Origin of the sequence: Bremerella cremea, assembly GCF_003335505.1 — a bacterium.
Taxonomy (GTDB): Bacteria; Planctomycetota; Planctomycetia; order Pirellulales; family Pirellulaceae; genus Bremerella; species Bremerella cremea_A.
The window spans coordinates 421,310-434,090 of the sequence record NZ_QPEX01000045.1; the positions used below are offsets into that span (position 1 = coordinate 421,310).

Annotated in this window: 11 protein-coding genes; 4 read left to right on the forward strand and 7 right to left on the reverse strand. The window is 53.0% G+C overall.

What is annotated here, in order from left to right; genetic code table 11:
- Nucleotides 1-19 precede the first annotated feature (19 nt).
- From DTL42_RS22535 to larB, 6 genes are all read right to left on the reverse strand, one after another.
- Nucleotides 20-367: a P-II family nitrogen regulator gene (locus tag DTL42_RS22535; RefSeq protein WP_105330529.1), complete on the reverse strand. Its 348-nt coding sequence runs from the start codon at nt 365-367 to the stop codon at nt 20-22.
- Nucleotides 368-1,101: 734 nt separating this feature from the next.
- Nucleotides 1,102-2,613, reverse strand: coding sequence for an ammonium transporter (locus tag DTL42_RS22545; protein WP_234824319.1), 1,512 nt, complete (start codon nt 2,611-2,613; stop codon nt 1,102-1,104).
- A 490-nt stretch (nt 2,614-3,103) separates the two neighbouring features.
- A complete protein-coding gene (locus DTL42_RS22550; protein WP_114372448.1) occupies nt 3,104-3,886 on the reverse strand; it encodes an MBL fold metallo-hydrolase in 783 nt (260 codons plus the stop codon).
- A gap of 174 nt (nt 3,887-4,060) precedes the next feature.
- Entirely contained in the window at nt 4,061-4,294 is a 234-nt protein-coding gene (locus DTL42_RS22555; RefSeq protein ID WP_114372450.1) for a hypothetical protein, read from the reverse strand.
- Between the two features lie 295 nt (nt 4,295-4,589).
- Nucleotides 4,590-5,477 carry an NAD(P)H-hydrate dehydratase gene (locus DTL42_RS22560; RefSeq protein ID WP_114372451.1) on the reverse strand — a complete coding sequence of 296 codons (888 nt, stop codon included), beginning with the start codon at nt 5,475-5,477 and terminating at the stop codon, nt 4,590-4,592.
- A gap of 28 nt (nt 5,478-5,505) precedes the next feature.
- Nucleotides 5,506-6,303 (reverse strand): nickel pincer cofactor biosynthesis protein LarB, encoded by a 798-nt coding sequence (larB, locus tag DTL42_RS22565; RefSeq protein ID WP_114372934.1) that lies wholly within the window; start codon nt 6,301-6,303, stop codon nt 5,506-5,508.
- Between the two features lie 207 nt (nt 6,304-6,510).
- On the opposite strand from larB, the gene DTL42_RS22570 reads away from it, so the two are divergent.
- The gene (locus DTL42_RS22570) at nt 6,511-7,821 is read left to right on the forward strand and encodes a Gfo/Idh/MocA family protein (RefSeq protein ID WP_114372453.1); all 1,311 of its coding nucleotides are present in this window, start codon (nt 6,511-6,513) and stop codon (nt 7,819-7,821) included.
- 16 nt (nt 7,822-7,837) lie between these two features.
- On the opposite strand, the gene DTL42_RS22575 is transcribed toward DTL42_RS22570, so the two are convergent.
- Nucleotides 7,838-9,043 (reverse strand): hypothetical protein, encoded by a 1,206-nt coding sequence (locus DTL42_RS22575; RefSeq protein ID WP_147274408.1) that lies wholly within the window; start codon nt 9,041-9,043, stop codon nt 7,838-7,840.
- 297 nt (nt 9,044-9,340) lie between these two features.
- Between DTL42_RS22575 and DTL42_RS22580 the strand changes: the two genes are divergently transcribed.
- From DTL42_RS22580 to DTL42_RS22590, 3 genes are all read left to right on the forward strand, one after another.
- Nucleotides 9,341-10,291: a bifunctional riboflavin kinase/FAD synthetase gene (locus DTL42_RS22580; RefSeq protein WP_114372457.1), complete on the forward strand. Its 951-nt coding sequence runs from the start codon at nt 9,341-9,343 to the stop codon at nt 10,289-10,291.
- Between the two features lie 29 nt (nt 10,292-10,320).
- On the forward strand, nt 10,321-11,310 hold the full coding sequence (locus DTL42_RS22585; protein ID WP_114372459.1) for a DHH family phosphoesterase: 990 nt from the start codon (nt 10,321-10,323) through the stop codon (nt 11,308-11,310).
- A 188-nt stretch (nt 11,311-11,498) separates the two neighbouring features.
- Nucleotides 11,499-12,464 (forward strand): c-type cytochrome domain-containing protein, encoded by a 966-nt coding sequence (locus DTL42_RS22590; RefSeq protein WP_114372461.1) that lies wholly within the window; start codon nt 11,499-11,501, stop codon nt 12,462-12,464.
- Nucleotides 12,465-12,781: the final 317 nt, after the last annotated feature.

The window sequence follows — 12,781 nt, forward strand, 5'->3', positions numbered from 1 at the left end:
ATCCGCCCGGGGCAGCAGCTTAAATCGCCTCGGGGCCTCGCTCGCCGGTCCGGATACGAATGCAATCGTCCATCGGCACCACAAAGATCTTGCCGTCCCCGATCTCTCCCTTATCGCCGGTGCGAGCCCCTTTAACGATGGCATCGATCGTTGGCTCGACAAAGTCTTCGTTCACGGCAATTTGTAGTTGCACCTTGCGCAGCAAATTGACCGTGAATTCGTGCCCGCGATAAACCTCGGTATGCCCTTTTTGCCGGCCAAATCCCTGGCAATCCATTACGGTCAAGCGAAAAACTTCCACTTCGGTCAGGGCTTCTTTCACCGCTTCCAGGCGGCTGGGTTGAATGATCGCGATCACGAGTTTCATAAGGAAAGATCCACAAGGGAACGTGCGAGAGATTATCCACTACCGAATGTAAACGGCCAAGCTTGGGGGGACAAGGAGAGGAAAGAGCCAGGTCAGTGAAGCGGATATTAGCAGGTTACGGATATATGGCCTGGCTAGATTGAAGTTTTCAGTGTTCAGTTTTCAGTGAAAAGCGGCCGTTGGTAAACCAAACGAGCTACTCGGCCCTGCCCCCTTCAAGAGGAGGAAACCGTCTGAGCCTGGCTACAAAGCCCAACGGCACCATCAGTTCCCCCTTTCCCCTCCAAGGGAGAGTATAGGCAGCGTGTACCCGAATCGCCTCCTCATCCTACCCCCTCTCCCCGCAGGGGCGAGGAAACAAGATGAGCAAAAAAGCGTCTTGAGGTATCCACCAGTAACTCTTCACTGAAAACTAAAAACTGAAAACTGAAAACTGAAAACTGAAAACTGAAAACTGAAAACTGAAAACTGAAAACTTCAAACTGAAAACTTCAAACTTCAAACTTCAAACTTCAAACTTCAAACTTCAAACTTCAAACTTCAAACTTCAAACTTCAAACTTCAAACTAAAGCGCAGCGCATAAAAAAACCCCGACTTGGAAGAGCGAGGCGGAACACTCTTCCAAGTCATTGGGGTAGAACTTCTGGCCCAGGCAAAGGCCGAAGTATCTTCGTGAACTTCGCGGGCTTCACCGAGGCGAAACCCGCGAGGTTGGCTTTCGCTTAACTTGCCCTTACGAGACATGCCCCGCTTGGCTGGTCCCTTCGGTGACCAAGTGTGCCGGGTAGGCATACATGCCGTGCTCGTGAATATCGAGCCCTTGCATTTCTTCTTCCGCAGTAACACGCAAGCCCATGGTGAACTTGATGACGTTGAAGATGATCATGCTTAACGCAAATGCCCAGACAAATGCAGTCACGATGCCGACGAGCTGAGCAATCAGTTGCGACGGATCACCACTGTTGACCAAGCCGGTTTCTTTCATGAAGAGACCAACTGCCAAAGTTCCCCAAGCACCACACACACCGTGAACAGAAACGGCTCCGACCGGGTCGTCGATCTTTAGCTTGTCCAACATGACGCACGACAAAACAACGATCACGCCACCAATCAAACCTGCAATCGCTGCCCAACCTGGGCTCAAACAATCGCAACCAGCCGTAATTGAGACAAGACCTGCCAACGCACCATTGAGGGTGAACGAAGTATCAGGCTTGCCGAACATGATCCACGAAGTAATCAACGCACCAACAACCCCAGAAGCGGCGGCCAAGTTGGTTGTAATACAGATGTAGGCGAACGGAGCACCATCGGTGATGGCCGTGGTCGAACCGGCGTTAAAACCGAACCATCCCAACCACAGAATGAACACGCCCAGAGCCCCCAGCGTGATATTGTGGCCTGGGATTGGCTTCACCTTACCGTCAGCAGTGTACTTTCCAATGCGAGGGCCGATCGTGATCGCTCCGGCTAACGCACACCAACCACCGATCGAATGCACAACTGTAGATCCAGCGTAATCAAGGAAGCCCCATTTTGCGTCCAGCCAGCCAGCTTGCGTGTAGAGGCTGCCCCATGCCCAGCTACCAAAAATCGGATAGACAATGCAGGTGATCAGAACCGAGTAAACCAAGTAAGCCGAGAATTTCGTTCGTTCGGCCATCGCACCAGAAACGATCGTCGCGGCAGTAGCACAGAACACGGTTTGGAAAATCAGAAAGGCCCAGTTGAAAGTCGGATTTGGCTTAACAGCAAGTGCTTCCGGGCTAGTACCATCGAACATGAACTGGTCGGTCCCAAAAAGACCATTGGTCGTTCCAAACATCAGACCAAAACCAATCAACCAAAAGCCCAAGGACCCAATCGCGAAGTCCATCAGGTTTTTCATGATGATGTTACAGGCATTCTTGGCACGCGTGAAACCCGCTTCCACCAAGGCAAAACCGGCCTGCATGAAGAACACGAGAAATGCCGCCAAGCAGGTCCAGAGTGCGTCAAGGTCGCCACCAGGCTCGGTAATACCAGGAACGGTAGGAGCTACATTTGCTTCTGCGTCTTCCCCTTCAGCATTTTCTTCCGCTTTCAGATCGCCAGGTTCATCCATCGGGGCTTCCGCCGTCGGAGCTTCTGCCGAAGCTTCCGTTCCAGCGTCTTGCGCTGAAAGCGGGTAAGAGACCATGAGACCGAGGGCGATCGCGAGTACCGCGAACCACGCTCGGTTGGGGAGGGAGAGGGAACTTACCATGTGATTCGTACCTTTTTCAGAAGATGGAATAAACATCAGCCAGCTATATGCCAGGGCCAGGAATCGATCCAACGTGGGATATCTTTGAGTGCGCCTTCCCACGTAAGGTCGTGTGCACGAAAACCCCCTGTTTGCAAGCGTTGTGCCATTAGTTCCGCAACGAGGATTGAAAAGCTGGCAAGCGAGATAGATGTCGCTGTATCTACTGAAGAAACAACAACTTAAACACTTGTGGGAATTTATGCTTTTCAGTAGACGTTTTCCGGCTGTCCGCCGTATGCAAAGAATGCGCGCATGATGCTTGCTAGGAATCTCAGCAGTTTTGCTTGGCGCGCTATGGCCTGAGCGAAATGCCCTTGCAGCTCGTTAATCCCCAAATAACGGCATACGAAACGGCGCAAAGTTTTTCCGTGCTCCCCTTTTTGGTGAGCTCGGCGCATAAAAAAAGGGCCGTTAAAGGCCCTAAAATTACAGCTTTGGCGTCGTCGCGTTACTTGGGAAGCTCCCCTTTGACGATCTCGTCTTCCCATTCATCCATCAACGGCCAATCAATCGCACACGTCCCAAAGTCGGCCATGTGGAGATAGGTGTTCAAGCGGGCAATGGTCTTATCCAGCAATGCGTCGTCCTTGCGGAAGATCGGCCCATGACTAGGCAGGAGCCATTTTACGTCACTTTGCCGAATTCGCTCGAGCGACTTAATAAACGCCGGGATGTCGCTGCCGTGGTGTGCGTCGATCGCCCCAACACAGCCGTCGCGGTAGATATTATCGCCTGAGAACAATAAATCGCCCAAGCGAAAACTCAGCTGACTATCGGTATGCCCAGGGGTATGCCATACCTCAAGCTTGAGCTTGCCTACCTCTAAAATGTCGCCATCGTTGATCTGGTGCTCGATCTTTACCGGTGGCATGTCTAGATGAATGTCTTGCAGGGCGATTTCCGCGAAGGTGTGGAGTTTGTCGCCGGTTTCTAGCGCTTTGACCGCCAGTGGATGGGAAGTGACCGAGGTTCCCAGAATCTGCTTGGCCTTGGCCAGCCCTTGAATGTGGTCGACATCGGCGTGCGTGGCGACCAGAGTTTTGCAATTCGCCAAAGGGAAATCAATGCTGCGGATCACATCGATATAGTCTTCGACTGTTTCCTCAAAGCCAATATCGATCAGGAGCCACTCGTTCCCTTCGAAAACGAGATACACATTACAACCCAGCAACTCGCCGGCTTGGAAATTCAATTCAATTACGTTAGGGAAAATTTCTTTTCGGGGCTGCATGTCGGCGGTATATGTTCGGGGATTTTTTAAGACAGTACCACCACATCTTAACCGGCGGCCTGGGATAGTCACAACCAGAGGAATCTGGTTGTGTCCTATGGCCTCAATGAAGAAAGAGTGAGGCCCTGCTGCCCCCAAGATGTGTCGTTTACTGGGGGCAGAGAATTTATTTTATTAGCGCCGCGAATTACGAGCCAGATACGACGCCATTTCTCGAACTTCGACTTGCTCTGGGGCTTCCCCCATGCGTTGCCAAATTACGTTGGCATCGATCCAATCCAAGTCAAGCTCGCTATTGTTCGCCGCTTGGCAAATCGCTTCTAAGGCGCGTTGCTCTTCTCCTTCGCGAAATGCCCAGACATACGTCTGACCATTTTTTTCATAAACCACAGCATTCATCGTTACCATAGGTCGCCCTCCCTCGCGTCCTGCCTCTTGGCCTCTGTTCCAGCAGCAAGATCACGTTTAATAAAAGTTGTTGAACGATGCCTCGGTGAACCACTCTGACGAGAAGTTTCGTCTACGAGTTCCGTTAATTCCCTGTCAAAGAATACTCACTGAAAGCACCCGATCCAATTCCAAAATTCTTGTGGGTTTCCGAACGCAAGACTTTAGACGCAACAAGAACAACTCTCGCTACGTTCTCGCACCGAAAACGGAAACGAATAACGTCCTAACAATCAATGTTGAATCGACGTTTACATCACGCAGAGTTAGCGTCGCGTGCTTGTGTGTACTGACACAAAGCACTCTCTAAGAAGTCGAGCAAGTCCGATGCCGTCAAACCTGGCTGCGAAGTTTCCTGCACCGCAAGATCGGCAGCTAAACCGTGCAGATAGACCGCAAGAACCGCCGCATCGTAGACACTTAATCGTTGAGCAAGCATGGCGGTGGTTAAGCCAGTTAGAACATCCCCAGAGCCACCTGTTGCGAGCCCTGGATTACCCGTAGGGTTTTTCCACTGGCGTGTTCCATCGGTGACAAGTGTCTGCGATCCCTTAAGCACCAAGACACATTTCCGTTTGTCCGCAAACTCGATGGCAGATGCGGTTGCTTCTTCCATGGTCAGCTGCGGCTTGCCGACAAGCCTTCGAAACTCGCCCAAATGGGGTGTTAAGACACGTGGAGCAGCGAACGGTTCCGTTTTTTCAGCTCGTTGAGCAACTAGATTCAACCCGTCCGCATCGATCACCATCGGCCCAGAAAAACGATCGACTAAATCATTCACCAGAAAAAACAGCCCGCGTGATTGCCCCAGCCCAGGCCCAATGGCCACGCAATCGGCATGCTCAAGTTTCTCTGATATTTTTGATTTCGCATGAAAAGGTAAGTGACCGGAACGGTCTGTTGGCAAGGGCCAGGTCATGTAGGCCGCATCAAATGTAGCGACCGTATCGAGAATGGCGTCGGGCACGGCCACTGTTACCAACCCTGCGCCCCCTTTCAGACAAGCACGTGCTGAAAGACTAATCGAGCCAGCCATGCCCACCGAGCCACCAATCAACAACGCCCGACCAAACGTTCCTTTGTGAGAATGTTGATCGCGTCGCGGCAGAATGGGGAGTCCAGCAGGTAGCGAAATGGATGACATCAGAGTCCTTCCTGGTTGAAGCAACAAATTACTTGGTCGCTTGTCGGACACGTCGTGAAATCAAACCTGCCAGATAAGCGCCTTTGAAGCCAGCATCGATGTTCACCACGGTGACATTCGACGCACAACTGTTCAACATTCCCAACAGTGCGGCAACCCCCTGAAAGCTTGCTCCGTAGCCTACACTGGTCGGCACAGCAATCACTGGACAAGCCAAGTAACCACCGACCACACTTGGCAGTGCACCTTCCATGCCAGCCACAACAATCACCACGTCCGCGCCTTTCAGCTTGCCTGCTTGCTCGGTAAAGCGATGCGGACCAGCCACGCCGACATCTTGAATGAAGACCGGTTCGATTCCCATCCAGCGTAACGTCTCGCGGGCCTCTTCTGCGATAGGCAAATCGCTGGTGCCGGCCGTAACCAAACCGACATTTCCCCACGTTTGCAATTTGTTGGGCATGCGAAAGGTACGACCAAGCGGGTGATAGGTTCCCTCAGGTAGGGCGGCTTGCAAAGCGGCACCTTTTTCGGCATCGATTCGCGTAGCCAGCGACCCATCGCCATGCTCGCGCTGCTTCTCGAATATTTGCACAATGCTGTCCGCAGACTTCCCTTCGCCGTAAACCACTTCAGGAAAACCACAGCGTTCGGCGCGTTCGATATCGAGCGTGGTATCGTCGAGAATCGCGCTGGCAGGCTTCGCGGCTCGCGACTCTTTCGCCGGGGCTGCTTGGGCCTGAAGAACTTGCGCGCAAAAATCAGCCAAAGGAACTTTTCCGGCACGGTACGACTTGGCAAGGCGTTCGAGTTCGTGTCGTTTCATGGTCATAGCAGCGTTTATCTATCGATGATTGTTGACGGGAAAACGGTTCATTATACGAAACCAACCGAGCTTGGGACCGGGCATGATTTCTTTTCAAAAAAAGGAGCGGTATTGGGGACTTTTTGTGGTTTAATAAATAGAAGAGATCGCACGATCTCCCCCACCTCTCATTCCTACCCACCTGCTCTGCCATAAGGAATTGCCCCCATGAATGTTCCGCAGAACACGTCGCGCCGTAGCTTCTTGAAAACGGCCGGCACCGCAGCCGCAATTGCTTCCGCTGCTCAATACCTTCCCGGCCAAGCACTGGCCGCCGAGGGGAAGACTTCCCCTAACGACAAAATTAATCTCGGTGTCATCGGATTCGGCAACCGCTGTAAGTACGTCATGGGAGGCACACTGCCTCACGAGGATGTTCGCTGTATTGCCATTGCCGACGTCTGGGACAAGCACCGTGAAGCCGGCAAAGCCATCGTCGACAAGCACTACGGCAACCACGATTGCGAAACCATGCGTGACTTTCGCGAGTTGCTCGCCCGAGACGACATCGATGCCGTGCTCATCGCGACCGGCGATCGCTGGCACGCGGCGGCTTCGATTCTTGCTGCGAAAGCGGGCAAAGATGTCTATAGCGAGAAACCTTGTGGCATCACGATTGAAGATTGCCAAAACCTGGCCGATACCATCACCCAAGAGAAACGTGTATTCCAGGCCGGCACGCAGCGTCGCAGTGTGCCGAATTTCAAAAAGGCGGTCGAACTAGCCCACTCTGGCAAGCTCGGCGAACTGCAAACGATGCATGCTTCGGTCTATCGCCCGGTGCTCGACAATAGTTGGCTACCAGCCCAGACGCAGCCAGCTCAAGAGGAAATCGATTGGAATCTCTGGCTCGGCCCCGCTGCTTGGCGACCATTCAACTTGGCTTACGTCCAAGGCAAATGGCGTGGCCAATGGGATTTCGATTCAGGGGCACGCCTGCTGGATTGGGGCGCTCATACGGTCGATCTCTGCCAATGGGCCAACCAAGCTGATGGGACCATGCCGGTCGAGTTCCAACCCACTGAAAACGGCATCTACTGCCGGTACGAAAACGGCGTGAAACTAGTCATCGATTTCCTGGAAGATCCGTTTGGCAATCGCGATCCACATTACATCACACGCTTGGGGACTTGCCCGGTTCGGTTCATCGGAACTGAAGGGTGGGTCGAAACCGGGGACAATGGCGAAATCGTTTGCTCCTCCCCTGCCCTGCAAAAAGAGATTACCGAAGACACCTCGCGTGTGCGCGGGCTCGATGTCGCTTCGCACTCGCGTAACTTCCTCGATTGCATCCGTTCGCGCGAGCTAACGGCAGCCAATCAAAACGTGATGCGTAAGTCACACATCGCTTGTCACGCGGCGGCGTTGGCTTGGATCTTCCAGCGAAAGCTAACCATCGATCCGCAAACCGAGACCTTCGTTAACGATCCCGACGCGAACGGCTTGATCTCGCGCGCCGATCGCGTCTGGAATGTCTAACCAACGATTCTAAGAACTAGGAAGAGGAAGACACCTTATTGCTGGTGTCTTCCTCTTTGTATTCTGAGTTCAGCTCGGCGATTTCCCAACTGAGCCGTCCTAGCCAGATGGCATAGACAAAGAAATATCCCACCACGATCACGCCGCCAGGCAACGCGATGTACGCCAGGCGTTCGATTCCGGCCATCGCGTAGAGACCGTATCCCAGCAAGCAGCACACCGCCAGCAAGCCCAACGTTGCGGCATAAAACAGCAGCCACTTCACAGGGATTTGAAAAAGCGAAGCCATGATCGTGTTGCTCCACGGCGCAAAGATATTTCCTTGGTCAAGCATTGCCAAGTAAACCACGGGAAACGCTACGCCAGGCAGCAGCAGAAATGGCCAGGCCATCGACTTATCAATGGTCACCATAATTCCGAATGGGACCATGGTTAGCGACATCGCCACGATCAAAAACAACGCTTCCATCACACGATCAAAAATGCCCAGTTCAGGCCACTCCCATTCGTCCATGCCGGAGGAAACCGTCATCACGAGGAACAGAAAGAAGCTGCCCAGAAACGCTACTGTTCCAGTCCCGATAACCACGGCAAACACGGTACACATGAACGTCGTCAGAAAGGTAACAATGTTTTGCGTGGGGAGCGAACCGTTGTAGATTGCGGTAACGGTGAAATAAAGGGACAGTGCCGCAAAGATCGACAGGAACACCCACCGCATCAACAAGCCCACATCGCTAAACAACATCGCATCGCGGGCAAGCTCCTTGGGTGTGAAGTTAAGCGGAAAGTCGACCAACTCGGCCCGCGGTTGATAGTCTTCCGGCGTAAGGCTCTCGCGTGGCTTCTTCTCGCCGTCCTCATCTTCAATTTGGTAATCGCGAGGACGCCGTTCTTCGAAGGCACCTTGCGTTTTCTTGTTCAGGTCTTTGCGTTCAGCCTGTTCTTTGATTTCCCGTTCGGCCTGGGACATGATGTTTTGGCCCATTTTCTTCCGGGCGTCGTCCTGGTCGTGGCTAACATCTTTTAGGCCGTATTCATCTTCCAGCAGAATCTCCTCAGGGATCTCAAGTTTGATTTCCGCCTTCTTGATCTCAAAGACATGTCCGCAATCGGGGCATTCGGTGTTTCGACCAACATCGGCGGTAAGCACCGACATCCGAGTGGCACACACAGGACAAGTCACAACATGCGTTCGCTGCGGATTCGCTGACTCAGTCACAAGGCAAACTTTCCGGTTGATAATCGCAGGAGAGGGTGAGAAGGAACTGCTAGTGTAATAAACGGATATTCCGGTTGCCGCACTCAATCTTGGACGTTTGGCAGCGAAAAGATCGTCTAAGCCGTTACATTTTTAATGATTGTCTTGTTTTAACGTCAAGCAACTAGCCAACTTAGCTAGAATTCTAAGCTAGGTTTGGTTGTCATCCGAGAACGAACAACGCAAAATACGAGGTTTTACGATAACGGCGAGGCCCGTAAGTTGGCCCGCTGTGTCTTCCTTGGGTAAAGGCATATCGTGCAGCTTTTTCGGGATTTGGAGCCCTTATCCTCTGAATATCGCCACGGTGCGTTGACGATTGGCAACTTCGACGGCGTGCACCTTGGTCACGCGCAGATCGTGCGCCAGGTTCGTCAGCGAGCCGACGAAGTCGGTGGCCCGGCGGTCGTCTTTACCTTCGATCCACATCCAGTGCGTTTGCTCCGCCCCGAGTTGGCCCCCCCTCCGCTGACTTGGACTCGTCGCAAAGTCGAGCTTTTAGGGGAACTGGGAATCGACGCGGTTATCGCCTATCCCACCACGCACGACCTTTTGGATCTTTCGCCGGAAGCGTTCTTTGAACAAATCATCGTACAAAAAATCGCCGCGAAAGCGATGATTGAAGGCCCGAACTTTAATTTCGGAAAAAACCGGGCCGGCGACACCACCACCCTGGCTAGTTTGTGCCAGCAACACGACATTCAGCTCGATATCCTCACGCCGTTCACCCGCGAGGGAGAATCCGAGTTCGTTTCCAGCAGTCGTCTTCGCAAGCTAATTGCCGCTGGCGAAGTTCAAACAGCGCGCGATATGCTCACTCAACCGTATCGCATCCGTGGCATGGTCACCCATGGCGCTGGCCGCGGTGCCTCGCTGGGCATTCCCACCGCCAATCTAGAAGCAATTGATACTCTGGTTCCTGACATTGGTGTCTACGCCGGCATGGCTTATCGCAACGGTCAAACGTACGCCGCTGCAATCAACATCGGGCCGAATCCCACCTTCGGCGAGAAAGCACGCAAGATCGAAGTCCATTTGATCGGCTTTCAAGGAACGCTCTACGGCGAACCGCTTGAGGTCTCGTTCCTCTCTCGCCTGCGCGATGTTACGGCCTTTTCCGGTATCGACGCTTTGAAGCAACAATTGGCACTCGATATCGAAACCACCCAACAAATCTTTCAAGACTATCAAGCAAACTCCACCCCCTAGTTTTGCCAACCGCCTAACGAGATCACTTCATGAACATTGACTGGACAGCTTTTCGCCAAGCGATTGAAAGCCCCAAACGTTTCGTTCTTACCAGCCATGTTCGCCCCGATTGCGATGCCCTCGGCAGCGAATTAGGCATGGCCGCCCTCTTACGGCAGCTCGGTAAAGAAGTGGCGATCGTCAACGCCTCGGAAACCCCTCCCCACTTGGCGTTTATCGATCCAAAGAACGAGATCAAACAGCTGGGCCAAGATATCTCGGCGGAAGAAGTTGTGGCCCATTACGATGGTTTTTTGGTGGTCGATACCAGTGCTTGGGTTCAGCTGGGCGAGATGGCATCGGTCATGAAGCAGTTCCACGGCGCCAAGCTCGTTCTCGATCATCACGTCAGCCAGGACGACCTGGGGGGCGAGATGTTTAAAGACCCGAAGTGCGAAGCAACCGGCCGCTTGGTGTACGAAGCGGCTAAAGCTTGGGATTTGAAAATTACCCCAGAGACAGCCTTCGTGTTATTTACCGCAATTGCCACCGACACCGGCTGGTTCCGCTTCCCTTCGGTTAGCGGCGGCACCTACCACGCAATTGGGGATTTGATTGAAGCAGGGGCGGTCCCCAGTGAAGTTTATGCGAAGTTGTTTGAAAAAGAACGGATCCAACGCGTCAATTTAAGGGGGCGGATACTGGCAAGTGCCAAAATTATTCACAACGGTAAGCTGGCCTACAGCATGGCAACCAAGCAAGACTTTATAGATACAGGGGCATCCGCAGCCGATACCGAAGATGCCATCAACATGACCATGGCAGTCGCCGGAGTGGAAGCAGCGATCTTGTTTGTCGAGCTTCCCAATAACGAAGGGGTTAAAGCCAGTTTCCGCAGCCGCAGCCAACTGGATGTCGCCAACCTGGCACAACAGTTTGGGGGAGGTGGTCACGTCGCTGCGGCGGGTGCGCTGCTAACTCAACCGCTGGACGAAGTCGTCCCGCTGTTGCTTGACGCGACCGAAAAGGCCATGGGATAATTTATTGAGATGGATTACATTAAGCATGGAACGAAAACCTTCTGCCTCGGCCGCGCCAATCGTAGCCTGCGATCGGTCCCCCCTGGCCAGGCCAACCCTTTAAGGTAAGGAATCGACGTATCGCTTCTGCGAAAACGATTGTGTTCGATTTCGAATCGCGATATCCGAATCCCATTCTGGAAAGACTTATGCACCTTCGCCTATTAATTGCCTTATTGCTTAGTCCCTGTCTGTTGAACCTGGCAGGTGCCCAAGAGATCGTTGATTTCCAACTCGACGTGCAGCCGATCCTAAAAGCACGCTGTCTAAGTTGCCACGGTCCCGACGAAGCCAAAAACGACTTTCGCGTTGACGACGCCGATTCGATGGCCGATTACATCGAAGCCGGCGATGTGGAATCAAGCTCGCTGTGGGCCGACTATCTGATTACCGATGACGAAGAGATGAAGATGCCTCCGGTCACTCCAGAAAATCCCACCGGCATGACGGCCGCCGAACTGGCAACCGTGAAGCTATGGATCGAAGAGGGAGCCAACTTCGACTGGCAGGCAGAAACGCCGGTCGACAATATCCCTGTGGAAGCCCCACCGGAAATGAGCACCGCTTATAAACTGTGGCTCTTCCAAGGCTTGTTCCACCCCGCCTCGACGCACTTCCCGATCGCCCTTTTGTCGATCTCGATGGCTTTCCTACTGGTTTCGTTTTTTGCCGGTAAATCGTTTGAAACGGCCGCTTACTACTGCCTCTGCTGCGGTGCCTTGGCTGCCGTAGGCGCGTGCGTGATGGGCTGGGCTTATGCCACCGACGAAGGCTATGTCGGTTTGTCATTCGATTTGGCCAACAGCAATATCGCCCGTCACCGTTGGCTTGGCATTTTGGTCGCTATCGGAGCGTTGGTTTTGATTCCATTTGCTCGCACGACCGTTAAGTCGGAAGAAGGCAAAATGAAGTCAATCTGGTTAATCGGGGCCCTCGTGATTGGCTTGGGCGTTTCTATTGTCGGCTATCAAGGTGGAGAATTGACCTACGGCGAAGATCACTACGCCAAGGAATTCAATCGCCTGTTCGATCTCGACGAAAAACCAACCGAAGAAAAAGCGGACGCCGATCCCGCCACGGCCGAGGAAGAAGCCCCAGCCGAAGACTCGGAATAGGCCCTCGGTCTTCCTAATCCGAACAACCCGCAAAACCTCAAGAGCGAGTCTTAGAACAAGGCTCGCTTTTTTCGTATCGACCCCGGCAATCTTTCTCTATTTACCCAAAACAATTCAATCCGCATCTCCTACGCAGCCGATAAGATGACAAACCCAGTTCTGATTCCCTGGAAAGTGCTAGCAGATGTGGTGCCACAATTGTCAGACCCAAGTTGCCGGAGTTGCCTCTGAGAAGAAGCGTGCGGGCTTGGTCTGCGCGAAGTGCCAAACGCATATGAACCCAGAAGCGACGAAATCGCCGAAAAAAACGGCGTCTG